The following is a 19,786-nucleotide window of genomic DNA, read 5'->3' on the forward strand; positions in this document are numbered from 1 at the left end:
GCTGATGCTCGCTTCCGGTCAGACGGTCGCCGCACCCGCTGCGCTTTCTGCCACGATTGTCCCGTTGACGAACGGCGGACAGGCCAGCATCGCGGTCAGCAATACCGACCCGAACCTTTTTACGGTCGCAGGTGACCGCGTGACGGCCCTGACCAGCCTCGACGGTGAGCTGACGCGGCAGGAGCAGACGGCAAGCGGCGGTGTGATTGTCAGCACCCTCAACAAAAAGCCCTTCACGTTCATTCTGGAAACCGAACGCGGCCTCAACTTCTCGGTACAGGCCGTGCCGCGAGCGGGCGCGGGGCGAACCATCCAGCTGGTCAGCGAGCTGTCCGGCACGGGCGAAGCGGCGCGCACCTGGGAAGAGTCTTCCCCCTACGAGGCCACGCTGGTTTCCCTGAGCCAGCATCTGCTGGGCGGGCAGCTTCCGTCCGGCTGGCAGGCTATCCCCGTCACGCATGAAGCCCTCAACGCTCCCGCCGGACTTTCTGCAGTCCCCGAGCGCGTCTGGGTGGGTAATCACCTTAAGGTGGTGCGCTATCGCGTCACCAACAATACCGGGATGGCCCGCAACATCGCGGAAAGCGACTTCTGGCAGAGCGGCATTCGCGGCGTGCTGTTTGGTGAAGCCTCGCGTCAGCTGATGGCGGGCGGCGCCCTGCAGGTCTTCATTATCAGCAGCGGAGGTGCGGCTGATGGCCAGCATTAATTCAGTGGTGAAGCGCAAGCAGTTTATCTGGCTGGGTATCGTGCTGGCGACCGTGGGCGTGGTGGGCGGCGGCGGCTGGTATCTGGCGGATGCACGCTACGAGGGCAGCAGCGATGCGGCAGCCGCCGGTGAGCCTGCGCCCGATATGACCGGCGTGGTGGACAGCACCTTTGACCAGAAGGTACAGCAGCATGCCACGACCGAGATGCAGGCTACCGCCTCCGAAATGCAGAAGCAGTATGCCGAAATGCGCCGCGAGCTTGAGCTGCTCAGCAAGGGGCAGGCAGGCTATCAGCACCAGATTGACAAACTCAGTCAGGATAATGCGGCGCTTTCCGCTCAGGTCAGCGCGCTGGGGGCGAAACCCGTCACCGCATCGGGTGAGCCGGCCCCGCAGCCGCCAGTGCCTGCGCCGGGGCCTGAAGGTGAGCCGCAGCCGACCGGTTTCCCGCCGCAGACGGGGGCCGTCCCGCCGCCGACCGCGTTCTATCCGGGTAACGGCGTCACGCCGCCGGCGCAGGTACAGTACCAGCCCATCCCCGTGCCCAACCAGCTGCGCCGTCAGTCTTTTGCCCGCAGCGACGAGAGCAAAGGTCCGTCCCTGCCGTACATCCCGTCGGGCAGCTTCGCCAAATCGATGCTGATCGAGGGGGCTGACGCCAACGCCTCCGTGACCGGTAACGAGTCCACGGTGCCGATGCAGCTGCGCATTACGGGCAGGGTGGAAATGCCCAACAGCAAAAGCTACGACCTCACCGGCTGCTTTATCGGTCTTGAGGCCTGGGGCGACGTGTCCAGCGAACGCGCCATCGTACGCACCCGCAACATCAGCTGCCTGAAGCACGGCGTCACCATCGACCAGCCCATTGCCGGACACGTGAGCTTCCGGGGTAAAAACGGCATCAAGGGCGAAGTGGTGATGCGAAACGGCAAAATCCTCGGCTGGGCATGGGGTGCGGGTTTTGTTGACGGCATCGGTCAGGGGGTGCAGACCGCGTCCCAGCCTTCGGTCGGACTCGGCGCCACGGCATCCCTCGGCGCGGGTGACGTGATGAAGATGGGGATTGGCGGAGGCGCCTCCAAAGCCGCCCAGACCCTCAGCGACTACTACATCAAACGCGCAGAGCAGTACCACCCCGTCATTCCTATTGGGGCGGGTAACGAAGTGACCGTTGTCTTTCAGGACGGTTTTCAGCTGAAAACCATTGAAGAGCTGGCGCACGAGAATGACAGAAGCAAAGCGGAGGGCAGCGACCGCAGTCCGGTTCCGCCGCCGTCAGTCCCGCAGGGCGGCATGAACGGGTTCAGTACCGACCAGATGCTCAACCAGCTGGGCAGGCTTAACCAGAGCCAGTTTATGCCGAAGGCCGACTCACAATAACCCCACGTAAAGGAACCGCAAATGAACAAGACAGTGCCTGTTGCGCTCACGCTGGCCAGTCTCCTGACGCTGTCGGGATGTGCCGGTACAACGAGCGATTTTGAGTGTAACGCGACGACATCCGACACCTGCATGACCATCGAGCAGGCCAATGAGAAAGCCAAACGACTGGAGGAGGCCAGCACGGTAAAGCCGGGTGCGACATCGCTGCCACGCCTGGCTGAGGGTAATTTCCGGACCCGGTCCGTGCAGCCCCTCACGCTGGCGGCTGAACCGGTGCATGCCGTCGCATCCAGAAATACACCGCTGACGGGCGCGCCAACTCTCCCCCGCCCGCAGCCGCACTCAGCCTCACGGGCGCCGCTCTCCACGGTCACGCCGGTTATTGCGCCGCCGCCAGGGCGCGAGTCCATCGTGGACCCGAGGCCGCTTCGCGTCGGTGAAAAGACGGCCGGGCTGTGGATCGCGTCCTATATCGATACGCAGGACGTTTATCACCAGCCGACGCGGGTGTTTTTTGTTGTGAAACCCTCAGCGTGGGGAACCCCGCGCGTTAACTGAAACCTGAACCGCCACCGCGTGTGGCGCCCATTTTAACAATCCGTCGTTATCACGCGTGCCCTGAAACGTGAAAAGGGATGGGCGGTAGCGTGTCCGGACAGTGTGAGCAGGGAGCGTTGATGGCAGACGAACTCGATCTCCTGCAGGAGCAGGACGAATTGCTGAACCAGCTTCATATACAGGCCGCGAGGCAGCGGTCCTGCCTCGCGGGCAAAAGCCGTAAACGGTGCGCATGCTGTGGCAATCGCATCCCCCTCAGGCGGCAGCAGGCCATCCCGGGCGTACGTACCTGTACGGAATGCCAGCGGGCTTTCGAAATACGACAAAAACAGTATCTGAGGTGAACGATGGGTAACGCAATCTCCGGGCGGGGCAATTTTATGGTCCCGGGCAGCACGGGAAGCGGTAAGACGGTTTTCTGCGCTCAGATAGTACAGGCGCTTCTGTCAGGACAGCGTTCTGACAGCGGGCGAAAACGCATTGAGAAAAATGACAACGATTCAGGAGAGCGCCATGACAACCAGGGGTAACGGTGGTCCGGGGAAAACCCGTCACCTTAACGATATAGCGGCCTGCTGTGAGGCGCAGGGGATGCGCGTCATCTGTGTTAATGCCGCAGAGCATGACTCAGGTTCCGATATGGGCGTAACAAAACAGCATATGGCCTGGGTTTTCCTGGCGAAGTCTGACGTCAGCCGGATTAAAGCGCTGTATAGCGGAGAGGAAGGGCAGAGGCTGGCGGCGGCTATCAGAGACAACTGCAGCGTCTGGTTTCCGCTGAATCCCGGAGGTAACGGGAATGATGCTTAAGCTTCTGTCCGTCCTGCTGTATTGCCTTCGATGGCTTGCCTGGGCTTTTCACTATCTGATTATCTGGCCTGCCGCCACGCTGATGCTGCTGGTTGCCATGCTTTTGTGGATGGAGAACACCACGCCCGGAGAGGCGATGGCGCAGGAAATTATTTCCGTTACGCATAACGTCAGCAGTGGCGAGTTTCGTATTGCGGCCTGCCGTGATGAACCTTTAGACCCCTTTATACCTCCAGCCCCGAAGGGCAAGTCCTCCGGGCTCACGCTGCATGACGCTCCCTCAACCGTCTGCCATGACCGGGGCAGCGTCGTCACCGATGCTAAAGGATATGCCGGTCATGTTGACGGAGCGCTGAGTGCGTTTAAGTTGCTGTGGATTGTGATGGCCATTGTATTTTCAGGGGCGGCGCTGCTTATGGGATGCCGTCCGTATTTCTGCCTGTACGGTCAGATGCGCTCAGCGCGTTTTCGCTACGGTATCCCTGCCAGCCGCCCGGCCCCTGCGACGGAAACGGTAAAAACGGCCGACAATAAAAAGGAGGATAACCGTGAGTAATCCACTGGATACCGTCACCCGCACGGTCAACTCGCTGCTGACGGCGCTGAAGATGCCCGATGCGTCCTCTGAGGCGAACGATGTCCTCGGGCAGATGCGCTTCCCGCAGTTCAGCCGTGTGCTGCCGTACCGCGACTACGATGCGGAAACCGGCCTCTTCATGAACGAGAAGACGATGGGCTTTATGCTTGAGGCGCAGCCCATCAACGGCGCCAACGAAACTATCGTGTCGTCACTGGAAAACCTGATGCGCACCAAGCTGCCCCGCGAGGTGCCGGTGGCCGTTCACCTGGTGTCCAGCCATCTGGTGGGTCAGGATATCGAGTATGGCCTGCGCGAGCTCTCATGGACGGGGGAAAAGGCCGATACGTTCAACGCCATCACCCGCGCCTACTATCTCAGGGCCGCAGAAGAAGGGTTCCCGCTACCCGATCACCTCAACCTGCCGCTGACCCTGCGTAACTACCGGGTGTACATCTCCTGCTGCGTCCCCCGCAAGCGCGGAAGTAAGGCCAGCGTGATGGAGATGGAAAACCAGATCAAAATCATCCGCGCCTCGCTGCAGGGGGCGCAGATAGCCACCCGCAGCGTGGACGCGGATGCCTTCATCCGCATTGCGGGCGAAATGATTAACCACAACCCGGATGCGTTGTATCCCACCGAACGGGAACTGGACCCGCTCAAGGATCTGAACTACCAGTGCGTGGACGATACCTTTGACCTGAAAGTGAAGGCCGATTACATGACGCTGGGGCTGCGCGGTAACGGTCGCAACAGCACCGCGCGCATCATGAATTTTCAGCTGACCAAAAATCCGGAGCTGGCCTTCCTCTGGAATATGGCCGACAACTACAGCAACCTTCTCAACCCGGAACTGTCCGTTTCGTGTCCGTTTATCCAGACGCTGGTCCTTAGCGTGGAAGACCAGGTGAAGGCGCAGAACGAGGCCAACCTGAAGTTCATGGATCTTGAGAAGAAGTCCAAGACCAGCTACGCCAAGTTCTTCCCGGGCGTGGCGCAGGAGGCAAAAGAGTGGGGCGATCTGCGCCAGCGCCTGTCGTCCGGGCAGTCCTCGCTGGTGAGCTATTTTCTGAACGTGACCCTCTTCTGCCGCGATGACCAGGAAACTGCGCTGAAGGTCGAGCAGGACGTGCTGAACAGCTTCCGTAAAAATGGCTTCGAGCTGATTTCCCCACGCTTTAACCATATGCGCAATTTTCTCGTGAATCTGCCGTTTATGGCGGGCGGCGGCCTCTTTAAGCAGCTGCGCGAGTCCGGCGTGCTGCAGCGCGCCGAAAGCTTTAATGTCGCCAATCTGATGCCGGTGGTGGCGGACAGCCCGCTGGCCACTTCCGGCCTGCTGGCACCGACCTACCGCAACCAGCTGGCGTTTATCGATCTGTTCAGCCGCGGCATGGGTAACACCAACTTCAATATGGCGGTGTGCGGCACCTCCGGCGCGGGGAAAACCGGGCTTATCCAGCCCCTGATACGCAGCGTCATCGACTCCGGCGGCTTCGCCGTGGTGTTCGACATGGGCGACGGCTACAAGTCACTTTGCGAAAACATGGGCGGGGTCTACCTCGACGGCGAGACGCTGAAGTTTAACCCGTTCGCTAACGTCACCGACGATACCATCGATGAGATGGCCGAACGCCTGCGGGACCAGCTGTCCGTGATGGCCAGCCCCAACGGCAACCTGGACGAGGTGCACGAAGGTCTGCTGCTCAAGGCGGTGAAGGCCACCTGGCTTACGAAGAAAAACCAGGCGCGCATTGACGACGTGGTGGACTACCTGATGATGGCCCGCGACAGCGAAGAATACAGCGGATCGCCGACCATCCGCAGCCGCCTCGATGAGATGGTGGTGCTGCTGACCCAGTACACCCGTGACGGGGTGTACGGCAGCTACTTCAACTCCGACGAGCCGTCCCTGAAGAACGAGGCCCGGATGGTGGTGCTTGAACTCGGCGGGCTGGAGGACAGGCCGTCCCTTCTGGTGGCGGTGATGTTCTCGCTCATTCTCTACATTGAGAACCGCATGTACCGTACGCCGCGCAGCCTGAAGAAGCTCAACGTGATAGACGAAGGCTGGCGCCTGCTGGACTTCAAGAACAACAAGGTCGGGGCGTTTATCGAGAAGGGCTACCGTACCGCCCGCCGCCATACCGGTTCGTACATCACCATTACGCAGAACATCGTCGATTTTGACTCGGAAACGGCTTCCAGCGCCGCCCGCGCGGCATGGGGTAACTCGTCCTACAAAATTATCCTCAAGCAGTCGGCTAAAGAGTTCGCCAAGTACAACCAGCTGTACCCGGACCAGTATTCGCAGCTGCAGCGCGACATGATTAAGGGTTTTGGCAGCGCGAAGGACAACTGGTTCAGCAGCTTTATGCTGTCGGTTGAGCACCTGACGTCCTGGCACCGCCTGTTCGTCGATCCGCTCAGCCGGGCAATGTACTCCTCGGACGGTCCGGACTTTGAGTTTCTGCAGCAGCGACGCCGGGAGGGGCTGAGTATTCACGAAGCCGTCTGGGAGCTGGCGTGGAAAAAATCCGGGCCGGAAATGGCCGCGCTGGAGCGCTGGCTTCACGAGCATGAAGGGAAGACCATCTCATGAAAAAACACGTACTCATTAACGCCGCGCTGATTGCCGGCACGCTGGCTGCGAGCGCAGGCGTCAGCTGGCTGGTCTGCCAGCTTAACCGCCCTGTGGTTGTGGCCTTCAACATGAAATCCACGGTGGACGCCTTCTTTGACAGCGCCGGTCGCCGTTCGCTGGACGAGGCGCAGACAAAAGCACTCTCAGACCGCTTTAACGCGTCACTGGAGGCCAGCCTCCGGGACTGGCAGATCCGCCATCGTGCCCTCATCCTTGTCACACCTGCCGTGGTGCAGGGGGCGCCGGATATCACGCGTGAAATCCAGACTGACGTGGCCCGCCGGATGAAGGAGGGGGCGTGATGCGCGCCCTTGCCCTGGGCCTGACGCTGCTGACCGGCAGCGTGACGGCCGCTGACCTCGGGACGTGGGGCGATCTCTGGCCGGTGGCGGAGCCGGATATGCTGACCGTTATCGAAAGCCGGCTGCAGACGCTGGCGCAGTCCGGCGAGATGGACAAAAAGATGGCGGAGTTTAAGGCGCGCGTGGTGCGCAACAGCCAGCGCCCGCCTGCCGTTGAGGGAATAACCCGCGCGGTGCGCTACGAGCGGCGCTGGTTTGATCCGAGCGTGCGGGTGGACAAGGCGCTTGCCGACGACAAGGGCAACGTGTTTGCTCAGGCGGGGCAGGTCTTTAATCCGCTTGATGTGGTGCCGTTTAACGAAACGCTGCTGTTTATCAACGGCGACGATGCGGATCAGCTCGCGTGGGTACAGCGACAGAAGCCTGACACCCTGATCACCCGCATCATTCTGGTGCAGGGCAATATTCCGCAGACGTCGGAGAAGCTCGACAGCCGCATTTTCTTCGACCAGAACGGGGTGCTGACCACCCGGTTCGGCATAAGCCAGGTACCGGCACGGGTAACGGCGGCACCCAGCGGAAAGCGCCTGCAGGTGGAAATCATTCCGCCTGAGATGGCGCAGTATGACAGCGGGGAGGCAAAGTGAAGGCAATTTTTACCTCATTTTTCGGCCTGTTTTTGTGGGGCATGAGCCAGACCGCGATGGCCGCTGACGTGGCCTGTGAGGGTCGGTTTGTTAATCCGATCACCGATATCTGCTGGCGCTGCATGTTCCCCCTGTCGCTCGGCAGCACAAAAGTCACGGGCGGGGATTTACCGGACACGTCCAATCCCGGTAGCCCGATACAGTTTTGTCCAATGCCACCGCCGATTTTTCAGCGTATCGGTCTGGCCATCGGGTACTGGGAACCGATGGCGATGACGGATGTGACCCGCAACCCGGGCTGTATGGTGAACCTCGGCGGATTCACCATTAATCTCGGGAAAATGGGGATGGGCACCGCCAAAAAAGATGACAAACAGGTCAGTGGCGCGTTCTACCACGTGCACTGGTACAAATATCCGCTGACGTACTGGCTTAATATCATCACCTCTCTCGGGTGCCTGCAGGGCGGCGATCTGGATATCGGATACCTGTCTGAAATCGACCCGACATGGGGGGACAGCGCCCTGACCTCCATTCTGAATCCTGAGGCCGTTATCTTTGCCAACCCCATCGCTCAGGGGGCGTGCGCTGCCGACGCGATAGCCAGTGCGGTTCATAAACCGCTTGATCCGCTGTTCTGGTGCGCAGGCTCGCAGGGCTCGATGTACCCCTTCAACGGCTGGGTGAGCAACGAGTCCAGCCCCCTGCAGTCCTCGGTGCTGGTCAGCGAGCGCATGGCGTTCAAACTGCACCGGCAGGGTCAGATACTGGAGAGCGTGGGGGCGGATCGGGCGGTCTGCTTTGAGTACCCGTCTCCCATTATCCCGAAAGAGCGCTGGCGCTATCAGATGGTGAACATGTACCCGGATGCGGCGCAGTGCCATCCCTTCGGACGCACGGTTATGCGCTGGGAAACGGGGCGTAACCCACCGAACACCCGAAAAAACTACGGCTATGTGCTGTGGCGTAAGCGTAACTGCGTATTTTTGTAACCGGAGGCGGTGGAGCATGCACAAGGATTTCAAGTTTCTGAAAGCGTCAATAGATCAGGTCTGTCAGTCGCTGAAGACAGAGCCTTTAACCTCGATCGATGGCATAAGCTGTTTTTCTGCCGCTTTTGATGCCGTCTCGGCCCGGCTGTGTTTTTGCATCATCCCACGCCCTGCAAAGATTAACACTCTCAGTGCGGGATTGTGGCTGACTAAAATGCGCGTGGCGAATCGTTCAGGCGGCCATCCCGTGGCGATAAGTGAACTGGAGAGGCTGGTTGATTTGCTCGGACGGGTCTGCAGCATTCTGAAAGAATGCTGGATTTACCGGGAATGGACGTCGTCACGGGCGTCGATGATAGTCCCGATTCTGTCGGTCGTTCCGGCACTTCTGGCGTTATGCCTGGTGTCATGGGCCGGGGGGCCGGTTCCGTTTTGCTCAGTCATTGTGGCGTGTTTTATCGGTGTGACAACGGGAGTTAACGTCCGGATCAAAGATCCGATCGGGATTTTCTGGAGCCTTTATAGCTATATTCCGTTATATGTTATGGTCTGCAGGTGATAGATTTATAATGTAATTATCATGGGTTCTTATGATTATAAATTTTAAATGCACCACCGTTGTGATGCACTTTGAATCCGTTTGAGTGCTTGAGGTATGTGAAAAGACGATAACGTGTTTTTCCGCCATACCTCAGATTAAGAACCATCGCTTCAGGAAGATGAGTTTTTCTTTCTGTAACGGTAAATGATATTTCTCTTTCTCTCAGGCTATTGCTTAAGGAATCGCGTAGTCCCGCCCTTAACAGGTGCGATCCGAATACGATAGTTTTGCAGGGAAGGATACTCATAAGATAGCTGATATCTCCTGCAATTTTATTGGCGATGTATTCCGGCGCTTTGGTTGAAGGTAGGGCCTCTATGTATCGGGGATTAATATCTACCCGCAAGTTTGATAAGAAGGGAGTCAGCAACATATCAGGAACTGTTGTTTTTAACATTGATGACGAGGAGATGTAAGAAAAAAACCAGATCGCCATTACTGATATGAATGTCATGGAATAAAAAAGATAATCGTCCTCCTTGAATAAACATAAAAATTCCTGTGCCGTTAAGCACAGTGCTGAAGACAGTATTAATAAAGCCAGTTCAGCAGGGAATGGTCTTCTCAGTTTTATGAAGAGATAGTGATTATCTCTGAAGCGAAAACGGAGGGCTACAGTCAACAATACTAGCAGGATAAGAAATTCAGCCATTCGATACACTCCCTGGTGAAATACCCGCGCTGAGGAATCTGATAAGGAAATGATACATGTATAAACGTGAACGCGGGAATGATTTCACTTACGTCCGCGAGAAGTTAAATGACATTCTCCTTCGAATGTCGGATGAACCGTTCACACGCCTGTATCACGGGCGTGCTATGCAGCGCATTCTTTCTGACATACAGTGGATGTTGAGTCATGATTATTATCCAGCGCCAGGGCATGTGAGCTTTATTATCAGCCAGCTACGCAATGAGAAATTCAGGGTGGTAAAAGAAAACGGATGTCAGGCAGTGCTGGGAGCAGATATTCAGTTAATGATAGATGTATTGAAAGATATACGTAAGTATTTACTGCTGGTCACGCGGTATGAACGGGAAGGTGATATTATTAGAATCGATTCCAGTGCCGGGTGGGGCGATGCGGCGCTGTATCTCCGTCTTGCGGTTATATTCATCTTGTGGGTGGCTCAATTTTTTATGTTCTCAGGTTATTCTCCGTTGGTTGTTTATTTGTGTGGGGTGGTGTTGTTTTTCACAACGTCCCTCATGTCGGGTAATAAAAGCCTGATGTTTTCTTATATTGGTTTGACGGTCTTTACGCTGTGTGGCTTTTTCTCCTGGGCAGGATATTAGTCAGAAAGAAATAACATATCAGCAATATTGTTCTTTGAATGAGGCAAATATGATTAAAGGGATAACCGGGCTGGTCTGGGGGGGATGTGTGTTTTGTGTCTCAGTTTCGGCTGCTGACAATATGAATACGCCGGAGAATCGTCAGTGGCTTAAAGAGCAGGAGTCTTTCAGCCAGCAGTTAAGAAATCAGGACAATGCCCCGCTGCGCGAGATGCTGGAGCAGCAGATACGCCAGAACCCCCTGTCAGACAGCGATGCCCGTTTTATCGGGAACCTTAAACAGCGACAGGATGAGGCCCGGCAGGGCAGGACGACCCACGGTGCCCTGTACTTCGTCTCTTTCTCCATCCCGCAGACAGGGCTTAAACGCATGCTTGGAGAAGCCCGGCGCTACGACATTCCTGCAACCCTGCGTGGCATGGTGAAAAACGACATGGCGACCACTGCAGCTGCTGTGACGGCGCTGGTCAAAGATGGCGTCACCACCGGGGTGTCGATTGACCCCGACCGCTACCGGACATTCGGCATTACCAGCGTGCCGGCCCTGGTCGTCTATTGCGAAGCCGGGCACGACATTATTCGCGGCAACCTGCGCCTGAAGCAGGCGCTTGAAAAGGTGGTGGAGAAAGGCGACTGCCGGGACGAAGCACGCCAGCTGCTGGCGAAAGGAGAGGAAAAATGAGCAAAACGTTACTGGTCTGTGTGCTGCTGACCCTGCCGGTTGTTACCTTCAGTCCGGCCACTCTGGCCGATGCGGATGCGCAGTACAGGGCCGGCGCTGACTTTGCGAAACAGGTGAAGGGGCAGGGTGAGAGCAGCCTGAATAACTTCAACCCGGAGGCCAGTATCCCCGGTTATACCGCCACTCCGGAGGCGCAAAAATATTATGGCGGCGTTACGTCGACCGGGGATGGCGCTCTGAAAGCGGACGGGACAGCCGGATGGACCAGCAACGAAGCGACAAAGGCAGTGACGGATTCGTTTATCAACAATCCCAAAGAGCCCATTTCTCCTGACGCGCCGTTCATTAAAGCCAGCCAGGATATCCAGTCCCGGGCAGACACCATTATCGGGAAAACGGGGCAGACACACTGTGAGGCGCAGACCGTCAACCGCAGTGAGTTCACCAACTACACCTGCGAGCGGGACCTGCTGGTTGAACAGGCCTGTACGCGCACGGCCAGCATTACCGGCCACTACGAAAACACCACGGTGACGCGCACCTGGACGGTGCCCAACAGCGAGTTCAGCTACACGTATGACGGTAACAAAACCGTTAATTTCCGCTTCCGTGCCCCCGCAACCGGCACCGTACTGAGCGCCTCGGTCGCCGTCCACTTCACTGACAGAAATATGCTCTACGACTTCTCGTGGTGGGGGTTAAACGTCAGTTCGGTGAAAGGCAGCGATAACGGATGGATGCTGCCCGCTGCGGGAGGGGCTTCGCTGACCGCCGGACAGTACTCTCCACAGGGGGCAATGCTCAACAAGAATTGCCTGAACGGGAAACAATCCCGCTGCCGGGAATATGCTCAGAAGACGCTGTCCTGGATGCAGGGTGGTACGCAGGCCTGGATGACCGCTACCCTCACCATGCAGGTGACGGACAAAAAATGGGTGCCGGGCGTGGTCTGGAACGAATCCTGCCCGTTCAGCAAGAGCGAAGGCACGCTCAAAAAGACCGAATGTATTGATCCGGGGAGCACAAAAACGGTGGTAGTGGACGGCGTGTCATACCCGGTCACGCAGGCATGCTGGCAATACAAAGACACGTACATGACCCAGGCGGCGAACAATGGCACCTGTAAGACGTATATGGACAATCCGGCCTGTACGCTTGCGTCACGTGTCTGCGCCTTCAGCGCTGAAGATGGCAGCGGCTGTCTGCATGAATACGCGACTTACTCCTGTGAAACACGGACCGCCGGGCAGGTGATGATTTGCGGCGGCGACACCTTCTGTCTTGACGGGGACTGTGAGCGGGCGCAGCAGGGGAAAAATAACGACTTCGCGCCGGTGGTTTCTGCTCTCGCTGCCCTGGCGGCAGCGGGTAAGGATGTCGCGGCACTCAATAGCGTGGATGTTCGTGCCTTTACCGGCAGTGCGAAGTTCTGCAAGAAGTTCGCGGCGGGCTTCAGCAACTGCTGTCAGGACGGTGGCTGGGGGCAGGACGTGGGGCTGGCCAGCTGCAGCAGCGAGGAGAAAGCGCTGGGTAAGGCCAAAGAAAATAAGCTTACCGTCAGCGTGGGAGAGTTCTGCTCGAAGAAGGTGCTGGGCATCTGTCTTGAGAAAAAGCGCGGGTACTGTCAGTTCGATTCGAAACTTGCCCAGATAGTGCAGCAGCAGGGGCGTAACGGCCAGCTTCACATCGGCTTTGGTAAGGCCAGCAGCCCGGACTGTCGCGGCATCACCCAGACTGAACTGCAGCAGATACAGTTCGACAGGCTCGATTTCACCCCCTTCTATGAAGACCTGCAGCACAACAAGAATATCCCCGACAACAATGCGCTGACTGAACGTATCCGCGAGCAGGTCGCATCTCAGCTGCAGAATAAGTGAGGAGTGGCCATGAACACACGCATGATATATGTCGCCTGTGCAGGGCTGATGCTGATGACAGGCCCGCCGTTGCGCGCGAAGGACGCCGGCTGGCAGTGGTATAACGAATCCCGCAGGCTGCAGTCGGAGGACCCGGGGGCGTCACCCGCCCCGCCCGCAGGCCAGCCCGACATCATGGAGAAGCTTGCCACGCTTCAGCAGGCCACGAAGCGCGCCATGTACGAGGCCATTCTGTATCCGGGCGTGGAGAACTTTACCCGCTACTTCCGCCTGCAGAACTACTGGACGCAGCAGGCCGGGCTGTTCTCGATGAGCGCCAAAAAAGCCATGCTCGAGCACCCCGAACTGGACTACAACCTGCAGCACAGCCACTACAACGGTACCGTGCGCAACCAGCTGGCGGCGGACTTTGCCGACCAGCGCCGCGCCATTGAAACGCTGGCTCAGCACTATGGCGTGATGTTCTTCTACCGCGGACAGGACCCGATCGACGGCCAGCTGGTTCAGGTCATTAAAAACTTCCGCGAGACGTATCACCTCAGCGTCATTCCGGTCTCCGTGGACGGTATCGTGAATCCACTCCTGCCGGATACCCGAATGGACGGTGGACAGGCCAGCCGGCTGGGTATTCGTTACTTCCCGGCGCTGATGCTGGCCGATCCTAAAAGCGGGACGGTCAAACCCGTCTCGTATGGCTTTATCAGCCAGGATGACCTGGCGAAGCAGTTCCTCAACGTTTCCACAGATTTTGCCCCCAACTTTTAATACAGGGAGAGTTCGCATGCGCAAATTCCGTTTTCGCCTGCCTGAGTTCGACGTGCCCGGATTATGGGTGCTGAGCCTCGGGATATGGTTTCACATTGTTTCCCGCCTGGTCCGGCGCGAGCCGGAGATGGCCATTCTTCTGGCGCAGATAATCGGCGTCTCGATGGCGCTCTGGGGGGGATACCGCATCATCAACCGCTGGATAGATGCCGCCCGTGAGGCCGAAAAGGCCCGTGATGCCGGAGGATGCCGACATGAACCTTAGACATACCGTGTTTACCGTGGCGCTCATGACCCTCAGTCTGGCCACACAGGCTTCCACGATGGACGAGATCAAATCGTTATGGCATCCACAGGGGGCGCGAGCGTCGGGATCTCTGCCTACATCCCCGGAAGACCCTGAAGCTAAGCCACTTCCGGCGAAGCAGCCGGTCTGGTACCGCCTAAGCAACGGGCGCCAGGTCAATCTGGCCGACTGGAAGGTCGTGCTGTTTATGCAGGGACACTGCCCGCACTGCCACCAGTTTGATCCGGTCCTGAAGTCGCTGTCGGCACGGGTGGGGTTTGGGGTGATGGCCTACACCATCGACGGTCAGGGGGATGCGTCCTTTCCCGATGCGCTGCCCGCGCCGCCGGAGGTAATGAAAACCTTTTTCCCTAACCTGCCCGTGGCCACGCCAACCACCTTTCTCGTCAACGTAAACACCCTTGAAGCCCTGCCCCTGCTGCAGGGCGCGACCGACGAACAGGGCTTTATGGCCCGAATGGATACGGTCCTTCAGATGCGCGGAGTGAAATGATGATAAACCTGTTCAGACACCGCAGTCTTCTGGGCTGTATGCTTCTCGTCTGTTCAACAACCGTTAGTGCGGACGTGAACAGCGACATGAACACTTTCTTTAATAAGCTGGGCTTTGACTCCAATACCAGCCAGCCACAGGTCTGGCAGGGGCAGGCCGCTGGCTACGCCACGGGTGGCTCACTATATGCCCGTACGCAGGTGAAAACCGTCCAGCTTATCTCCATGACGCTGCCCGACATCAACGCCGGCTGCGGCGGTATCGATGCCTATCTGGGCTCCTTCAGCTTTATTAACAGCGATCAGCTGCAGCGTTTCGCCAAGCAGATTATGTCCAATGCGGCCGGATACTTCTTCGATCTGGCGCTGCAGACTACGGTACCGGAAATCAAGACTGCTAAAGACTTCCTGCAGAAGATGGCCAGCGACATTAACAGCATGAACCTCAGCTCCTGCCAGGCGGCGCAGGGGATTGTCGGCGGTCTGTTTCCGCGCACTCAGGTCTCCCAGCAGAAGGTCTGCCAGGACATTGCCGGTGAGAGCAACATGTTTGCCGACTGGGCGGCATCCCGTCAGGGCTGCACGGTGGGGGGAAGCATGGATAAGGTCCGTGATAAGGCCAGTGATAAGGATAAAGAGCGCATAACGAAGAATATCAATGTCATCTGGAATGCGCTCGGAAAGAACCGCATGTTTGACGGGAATAAAGAGCTTAAGGAGTTCATCATGACCCTGACCGGAACAATGGTCTTTGATGAGAAGGGTAATATAACCCCGCTTCCGGCAAGAACGACCGATCGCGACCTTATTCGGGCCATGATGGAGGGGGGGACTACACGGGTGTATCACTGTAATGACAGCGATAAATGTCTGAAGGTGGTTGCCGATGCTAATGTCACGATCAGCCAGAAAAATGCACTGAAAAATCAGATAAAAGACATCCTTTCCAGCATTCAGAATAAAGCCGTTGCCGATCTAAAGTTAACCGAGAAAGAGAAGGGATTTATCACAAGTACTACCATCCCGGTCTTCAAGTACCTGGTTGATCCCCAGATGCTGGGGGTTTCTAACAGCCTCGTTTATCAGCTAACCGATTACATCGGCTACGACATTCTTCTCCAGTACATCCAGGAGCTGGTCCAGCAGGCCCGTGCAATGGTGGCAACGGGAAACTATGACCAGGCGGTTATCGACAGCATCAATAATAACCTCAACGAAGCCACGCGGCAGATAACCTCCTTCCAGGCACAGGTGCAGGTACAGCAGGATGCGCTTTTGGTTGTTGACCGCCAGATGAGCTATATGCGTCAGCAGGTCTCGGCACGCATGCTGCAGCGCTACCAGAACAACTATCACTTCGGGGGGGCGCGCTGATGCAGGAAATCTATGTCATCGCGGGCGGCGACTGGCTGACGCAGACGCTGAATGCCATCGTCACGTTCATGTCGACGGAGAACTGGGTTGTTATTCGGCGTATTGCGACGGCTTTCTCTGTGCTGGTTGTAGCCATTTCGTGGATACGACGGCACAACATCATGGATATGCTGGGCTGGGCAGGCGTCATTGTGCTGATGTCGCTGCTGGTCAGTGTTCGCACCTCCGTACAAATAATCGATATCAGTAATCAGACAAAGGTCTATAAAGTCGATAACGTGCCCGTCGGGCTGGCACTGCCTGCATCGCTGACCACCAAAATTGGATATGCCCTTGTTCAGGGGTATGAAATGGTCTTTTCACAGCCCGACAGCATCACCTACAGCAAAACCGGCATGATATTTGGGGCGAATCTGGTTTCACGCAGTACGGACTTTTTATCACAGAACCCAGAGATAACGACGATATTCACGGACTATGTGCAGAACTGCGTGATGGGCGATATTTTCCTGAACGGAAAATATACCATGGAAGATCTAATGAACAGCGCAGACCCGTATACGCTGATTTTCTCAAAGCCGAGTCCGCTGAGGGGGGTATTCAACAACAATAATCAGTTTTTAACCTGTGAAGAAGCCGCTGCGGTAATTAAGCCAAAGCTTGCCCTGGATACTCAGACCGGAGGAAAAACATGGAGTTACTACGTGCGTCAGCTTTTTGGCGGACGTCCGAATCCCGACCTGCTCCTGAGCCAGATGCTCGGCGAAAGCTATAACTATTTTTATAACTCCGGGCAGAGCGCCTCGCAAATTATCCGCCAGAACGTGACGATGAATGCCCTGCGCGACGGTATCATGGGCTATGCGGCCCGCAACGGCGATACCTCAAGCCTGCTCAACATCGCCACCACGTCCTCAATGGAGAAGCAGCGGCTCGCTCACGCAACGGTCGGGCAGGTGGCCCTGCGCTCGTTGCCCATGTCCCAGACGCTGATAGTCGGTCTGATTATCGGGATATTCCCCCTGATGGTGCTGGGCGGGATGTTTAACGCCGTCACCCTTAACGTGCTGAAGGGGTACGTGCTGGCTATCATGTGGGTGCAGAGCTGGCCGCTGCTTTACGCCATCCTCAACAGCTGCATGACCTTCTATGCGAAAGCCAACGGCTCGCCGGTGGTGCTCTCTGAGCTGTCGCAGGTGCAACTTAAATACTCGGATCTGGCCACCACGGCGGGCTATCTGTCGATGCTTATCCCGCCACTGGCATGGGGGATGCTGAAAGGTCTGGGCTCCAGCTTCTCGAATCTCTACAGCCACCTGGCGTCCTCGGCCATCAGTCCGGCGGCAACGGCGGCGGCAGGGTCAATCGACGGGAACTATTCCTACGCCAACATGCAGACCGAGAACGTGAGCGGCAACAGCTGGAATACCAACAGTTCGACCATGTTCGGCCAGATGAGTCACCAACTTGCCAACGGAGCAACGTCCACACAGATGCGTGATGGCAATACCGTGACTGACTCCACCCAGGCCGCGAGTAAGCTGCCCGTGAGTATTAATTTTGCCCGTCAACTGGCCTCAGCGCAGCAGGAGATGGCACGCGAGGCCCAGACGCAGTCCCAGAGCGCGATGCAGAGCTTTAGTAACAGCATGTCAAGCACATGGCAGACCCTCAGCCAGTTTGGCACCAACCGAGGTAGCAGCGACTCGATGACGCAAGGCGCTGACAGCACGATGAGCGCTCAGGACTCCATGATGGCCAGCAAGATGCGCACTGCGGTCGAGAGTTATGCGAAAGCGCATAACATCAGTAATGATCAGGCGACTCAGGAATTGGCGACCAGAAGCACACGTGATTCACTTGGGATTTACGGCGATGTAAATGCTAAAGGAAGCACGGGGCTCAAGATTTTAGGGAATGGAGTTGAATTAAGCGGCCAGGCTGGTGTTAAGGCCGGTATTGATTTTACTGATGATGACATGCATCAAGCAAGCAGTAGTTCACGTTCAAGTCAGGATGCGCGTCATGATGTAGATGCGAAAGCTTCTCAGGACTTTAAAGAGGCCAGTGATTACTTTACCAGCCGCAAGGTCAGTGAGTCCGGAAGCCATACTGATAACAACGCCGCCTCACGCGCCGACCAGCTGTCTGCGTCACTTAGCTCTGCAAAACAAAGTCTCGAGCAGTACTCGACCAGCCAGGCGCGCAGCAAGGAATATGCTGAAATGGCGTCCCGTACCGAAAGCATGAGTGGTCAGATTAATGAGGACCTGAACCAGCAGTTTGCCCAATACGTTCGTAAGCAGGCACCACATGATGCCGACAGGCTGCTGACAGATACTGCTTCGCCTGAAGTGGCTAGTAAGCGCAGAGAGCTTGCCTGGTCGTTCGTTCAGGAGCAGGTTCAACCAGCTGTTGATACGGCGTATTCCTCAGGACGATCGGAAATTGGGACCTCGATGCAGGGGATTTCATCGGGCGGAAACAAAGAGGCTGTTATGGCTGACCACCAGTCTCACCGGGATGCAATAGAGGAACGCACAATGTCCAGTGGAATAACAGACAACGTTAAAGATAAGGTAGACAACATGGTCTCTGTTAACAATCAAAGTATCGGCGGAACGCACGTTCAAATCACTGGAAAATCACAAAACATTGAAAATGAGTACAACACCTTAAAAAACCATCATAAAAAAGAGGACATGACGCAGGATAATAAATATACTGCTGAAGTAAGTGCGCAGAAAAGTTTACCCGGCGCTGACAGCCCTGAAGAATTGATGAAAAAGGCTGAGGAGTATCAAAAAAATTATCGCAAAGATTAGCGATCAAGGGGGATAAATGAGAAATGTCTTTCAGATATGTCTGGTGACCGTTGTTCTGCTTATTGCATGTGTCATCGCTGGCTGGGAACTTCCAGAAACAGTTTTCATGGCTTCGTTTGTTTTTATCTGGCAGCTTCTGTTCATTTTATTGATGATGAAAATCAGATCGAGACGACATGTTTCTAAACATAACAGTTTTGCTAATTTTTTCTGGTTGTTAATATTTCCAGTTTTCGCGATTTTCTCACCTATTTTTGTAGTGACGGCATTCATTGCTGGGACAATATGGGATTTAATCAAGGCCCAAGGGGAAACTAGAATGAATCATTGGGTTGAGAGAAGGAAGGGTAATGATGCTTCTTCAATCAGCCAAGAATCAGTACCGCCATCTTTCGAAAGAATTAATTACAATAGCGAAAATAATTATCCTATGGGATGGAAATTTTAGGAGGGTAATTTACAGGTCAGATCGTTCTTAGGAATATTAAAAAGCATAACTAAGTAGATAACAAGGAAATCAGGATCAAGTTAAATAAGTATACTTCTGTAATTTTATTAGGTGCGATTCTCTCCCTCTCAGGGTGTGGTGCGATGAGCACAGCAATTAAGAAACGTAACCTCGAGGTCAAAACGCAGATGAGCGAAACGGTCTGGCTTGAACCATCAAGCGAGCGTACCGTTTTCCTGCAGATCAAAAACACGTCTGATAAAGACATGAGCGGTCTCCAGTCTAAAATTACCGAAGCTGTTAAAGCCAAAGGCTACCAGGTCGTGACCTCGCCGGATAAAGCCTACTACTGGATTCAGGCGAACGTACTTAAGGCCGACAAAATGGACCTTCGTGAGTCACAAAGCTGGCTCAGCCGTGGCTACGAAGGTGCAGCGGCAGGGGCCGCGCTCGGTGCCGGTATTACCGCCTATAATTCCAGCTCTGCCGGAGCCAC

At 56.1% G+C, this 19,786-nt stretch carries 22 protein-coding genes; 21 read left to right on the plus strand and 1 reads right to left on the minus strand.

Features of this window, described 5'->3' with window-relative positions; genetic code table 11:
• Positions 1-4: 4 nt before the first annotated feature.
• From traK to WFK85_RS23015, 11 genes are all read left to right on the plus strand, one after another.
• Positions 5-709 carry a type-F conjugative transfer system secretin TraK gene (gene traK / locus WFK85_RS22965; RefSeq protein ID WP_336821307.1) on the plus strand — a complete coding sequence of 235 codons (705 nt, stop codon included), beginning with the start codon at positions 5-7 and terminating at the stop codon, positions 707-709.
• Positions 696-2,090, plus strand: coding sequence for an F-type conjugal transfer pilus assembly protein TraB (gene traB / locus WFK85_RS22970; protein WP_058670648.1), 1,395 nt, complete (start codon positions 696-698; stop codon positions 2,088-2,090). Before traK ends, traB begins: the two co-directional genes overlap by 14 nt.
• A 21-nt stretch (positions 2,091-2,111) precedes the next feature.
• The gene (gene traV, locus WFK85_RS22975; protein ID WP_336709164.1) at positions 2,112-2,651 is read left to right on the plus strand and encodes a type IV conjugative transfer system lipoprotein TraV; all 540 of its coding nucleotides are present in this window, start codon (positions 2,112-2,114) and stop codon (positions 2,649-2,651) included.
• Between the two features lie 119 nt (positions 2,652-2,770).
• Complete coding sequence (locus WFK85_RS22980; RefSeq protein WP_336709166.1) at positions 2,771-2,995, plus strand: TraR/DksA C4-type zinc finger protein; 225 nt, start codon at positions 2,771-2,773, stop codon at positions 2,993-2,995.
• Between the two features lie 169 nt (positions 2,996-3,164).
• Positions 3,165-3,461, plus strand: a complete 297-nt coding sequence (locus WFK85_RS22985; RefSeq protein ID WP_336709168.1) for a hypothetical protein — start codon at positions 3,165-3,167, stop codon at positions 3,459-3,461.
• A complete protein-coding gene (gene traP, locus WFK85_RS22990) occupies positions 3,451-4,017 on the plus strand; it encodes a conjugal transfer pilus-stabilizing protein TraP (protein ID WP_336709170.1) in 567 nt (188 codons plus the stop codon). Before WFK85_RS22985 ends, traP begins: the two co-directional genes overlap by 11 nt.
• Positions 4,010-6,640, plus strand: a complete 2,631-nt coding sequence (traC, locus tag WFK85_RS22995) for a type IV secretion system protein TraC (protein WP_336709171.1) — start codon at positions 4,010-4,012, stop codon at positions 6,638-6,640. Before traP ends, traC begins: the two co-directional genes overlap by 8 nt.
• Positions 6,637-6,984 (plus strand): type-F conjugative transfer system protein TrbI, encoded by a 348-nt coding sequence (gene trbI / locus WFK85_RS23000; RefSeq protein ID WP_336709172.1) that lies wholly within the window; start codon positions 6,637-6,639, stop codon positions 6,982-6,984. The genes traC and trbI overlap by 4 nt, the downstream gene beginning before the upstream one ends.
• A complete protein-coding gene (gene traW / locus WFK85_RS23005) occupies positions 6,984-7,631 on the plus strand; it encodes a type-F conjugative transfer system protein TraW (protein WP_336709173.1) in 648 nt (215 codons plus the stop codon). Before trbI ends, traW begins: the two co-directional genes overlap by 1 nt.
• Entirely contained in the window at positions 7,628-8,623 is a 996-nt protein-coding gene (traU, locus tag WFK85_RS23010; RefSeq protein ID WP_442892334.1) for a conjugal transfer pilus assembly protein TraU, read from the plus strand. Before traW ends, traU begins: the two co-directional genes overlap by 4 nt.
• Positions 8,624-8,639: 16 nt before the next feature.
• Positions 8,640-9,182: a hypothetical protein gene (locus tag WFK85_RS23015; RefSeq protein ID WP_336709174.1), complete on the plus strand. Its 543-nt coding sequence runs from the start codon at positions 8,640-8,642 to the stop codon at positions 9,180-9,182.
• A gap of 19 nt (positions 9,183-9,201) precedes the next feature.
• On the opposite strand, the gene WFK85_RS23020 is transcribed toward WFK85_RS23015, so the two are convergent.
• Positions 9,202-9,876: a hypothetical protein gene (locus tag WFK85_RS23020; RefSeq protein WP_336709175.1), complete on the minus strand. Its 675-nt coding sequence runs from the start codon at positions 9,874-9,876 to the stop codon at positions 9,202-9,204.
• A 56-nt stretch (positions 9,877-9,932) separates the two neighbouring features.
• On the opposite strand from WFK85_RS23020, the gene WFK85_RS23025 reads away from it, so the two are divergent.
• The 10 genes from WFK85_RS23025 to traT all read left to right on the plus strand — a co-directional run.
• The gene (locus WFK85_RS23025) at positions 9,933-10,520 is read left to right on the plus strand and encodes a hypothetical protein (protein WP_336709176.1); all 588 of its coding nucleotides are present in this window, start codon (positions 9,933-9,935) and stop codon (positions 10,518-10,520) included.
• A 49-nt stretch (positions 10,521-10,569) separates the two neighbouring features.
• Positions 10,570-11,202, plus strand: a complete 633-nt coding sequence (gene trbC / locus WFK85_RS23030) for a type-F conjugative transfer system pilin assembly protein TrbC (protein WP_336709177.1) — start codon at positions 10,570-10,572, stop codon at positions 11,200-11,202.
• Entirely contained in the window at positions 11,199-13,079 is a 1,881-nt protein-coding gene (gene traN / locus WFK85_RS23035) for a type-F conjugative transfer system mating-pair stabilization protein TraN (RefSeq protein ID WP_336709178.1), read from the plus strand. Before trbC ends, traN begins: the two co-directional genes overlap by 4 nt.
• A gap of 21 nt (positions 13,080-13,100) precedes the next feature.
• Positions 13,101-13,844 carry a type-F conjugative transfer system pilin assembly protein TraF gene (gene traF / locus WFK85_RS23040; protein WP_336709197.1) on the plus strand — a complete coding sequence of 248 codons (744 nt, stop codon included), beginning with the start codon at positions 13,101-13,103 and terminating at the stop codon, positions 13,842-13,844.
• A gap of 16 nt (positions 13,845-13,860) precedes the next feature.
• Complete coding sequence (traQ, locus tag WFK85_RS23045) at positions 13,861-14,109, plus strand: type-F conjugative transfer system pilin chaperone TraQ (RefSeq protein ID WP_008324126.1); 249 nt, start codon at positions 13,861-13,863, stop codon at positions 14,107-14,109.
• Positions 14,099-14,644 carry a type-F conjugative transfer system pilin assembly thiol-disulfide isomerase TrbB gene (gene trbB, locus WFK85_RS23050; RefSeq protein WP_336709179.1) on the plus strand — a complete coding sequence of 182 codons (546 nt, stop codon included), beginning with the start codon at positions 14,099-14,101 and terminating at the stop codon, positions 14,642-14,644. Before traQ ends, trbB begins: the two co-directional genes overlap by 11 nt.
• A complete protein-coding gene (gene traH, locus WFK85_RS23055; protein ID WP_442892335.1) occupies positions 14,644-16,017 on the plus strand; it encodes a conjugal transfer pilus assembly protein TraH in 1,374 nt (457 codons plus the stop codon). Before trbB ends, traH begins: the two co-directional genes overlap by 1 nt.
• Positions 16,017-18,842 carry a conjugal transfer mating-pair stabilization protein TraG gene (gene traG, locus WFK85_RS23060; RefSeq protein ID WP_336709183.1) on the plus strand — a complete coding sequence of 942 codons (2,826 nt, stop codon included), beginning with the start codon at positions 16,017-16,019 and terminating at the stop codon, positions 18,840-18,842. Before traH ends, traG begins: the two co-directional genes overlap by 1 nt.
• Positions 18,843-18,858: 16 nt before the next feature.
• Complete coding sequence (locus tag WFK85_RS23065; protein WP_336709185.1) at positions 18,859-19,290, plus strand: hypothetical protein; 432 nt, start codon at positions 18,859-18,861, stop codon at positions 19,288-19,290.
• Between the two features lie 74 nt (positions 19,291-19,364).
• Positions 19,365-19,786: complement resistance protein TraT (traT, locus tag WFK85_RS23070; protein WP_336821308.1), on the plus strand; the 422-nt coding region annotated here is incomplete at its 3' end.

The organism is Cedecea sp. VD22 (assembly GCF_037150195.1).
In the GTDB taxonomy this organism is placed as follows: Bacteria; Pseudomonadota; Gammaproteobacteria; order Enterobacterales; family Enterobacteriaceae; genus Cedecea.

What these genes read in the sequence shown, in the direction of transcription:
- traK (WP_336821307.1), top strand. Translation starts at nt 5, where the DNA reads ATGCTCGCTTCCGGTCAGACGGTCGCCGCACCCGCTGCGCTTTCTGCC.
- traB (WP_058670648.1), top strand. Translation starts at nt 696, where the DNA reads ATGGCCAGCATTAATTCAGTGGTGAAGCGCAAGCAGTTTATCTGGCTG.
- traV (WP_336709164.1), top strand. Translation starts at nt 2,112, where the DNA reads ATGAACAAGACAGTGCCTGTTGCGCTCACGCTGGCCAGTCTCCTGACG.
- WFK85_RS22980 (WP_336709166.1), top strand. Translation starts at nt 2,771, where the DNA reads ATGGCAGACGAACTCGATCTCCTGCAGGAGCAGGACGAATTGCTGAAC.
- WFK85_RS22985 (WP_336709168.1), top strand. Translation starts at nt 3,165, where the DNA reads ATGACAACCAGGGGTAACGGTGGTCCGGGGAAAACCCGTCACCTTAAC.
- traP (WP_336709170.1), top strand. Translation starts at nt 3,451, where the DNA reads ATGATGCTTAAGCTTCTGTCCGTCCTGCTGTATTGCCTTCGATGGCTT.
- trbI (WP_336709172.1), top strand. Translation starts at nt 6,637, where the DNA reads ATGAAAAAACACGTACTCATTAACGCCGCGCTGATTGCCGGCACGCTG.
- traW (WP_336709173.1), top strand. Translation starts at nt 6,984, where the DNA reads ATGCGCGCCCTTGCCCTGGGCCTGACGCTGCTGACCGGCAGCGTGACG.
- WFK85_RS23015 (WP_336709174.1), top strand. Translation starts at nt 8,640, where the DNA reads ATGCACAAGGATTTCAAGTTTCTGAAAGCGTCAATAGATCAGGTCTGT.
- WFK85_RS23020 (WP_336709175.1), bottom strand. Translation starts at nt 9,876, where the DNA reads ATGGCTGAATTTCTTATCCTGCTAGTATTGTTGACTGTAGCCCTCCGT.
- WFK85_RS23025 (WP_336709176.1), top strand. Translation starts at nt 9,933, where the DNA reads ATGTATAAACGTGAACGCGGGAATGATTTCACTTACGTCCGCGAGAAG.
- trbC (WP_336709177.1), top strand. Translation starts at nt 10,570, where the DNA reads ATGATTAAAGGGATAACCGGGCTGGTCTGGGGGGGATGTGTGTTTTGT.
- traN (WP_336709178.1), top strand. Translation starts at nt 11,199, where the DNA reads ATGAGCAAAACGTTACTGGTCTGTGTGCTGCTGACCCTGCCGGTTGTT.
- traF (WP_336709197.1), top strand. Translation starts at nt 13,101, where the DNA reads ATGATATATGTCGCCTGTGCAGGGCTGATGCTGATGACAGGCCCGCCG.
- traQ (WP_008324126.1), top strand. Translation starts at nt 13,861, where the DNA reads ATGCGCAAATTCCGTTTTCGCCTGCCTGAGTTCGACGTGCCCGGATTA.
- trbB (WP_336709179.1), top strand. Translation starts at nt 14,099, where the DNA reads ATGAACCTTAGACATACCGTGTTTACCGTGGCGCTCATGACCCTCAGT.
- traH (WP_442892335.1), top strand. Translation starts at nt 14,644, where the DNA reads ATGATAAACCTGTTCAGACACCGCAGTCTTCTGGGCTGTATGCTTCTC.
- traG (WP_336709183.1), top strand. Translation starts at nt 16,017, where the DNA reads ATGCAGGAAATCTATGTCATCGCGGGCGGCGACTGGCTGACGCAGACG.
- WFK85_RS23065 (WP_336709185.1), top strand. Translation starts at nt 18,859, where the DNA reads ATGAGAAATGTCTTTCAGATATGTCTGGTGACCGTTGTTCTGCTTATT.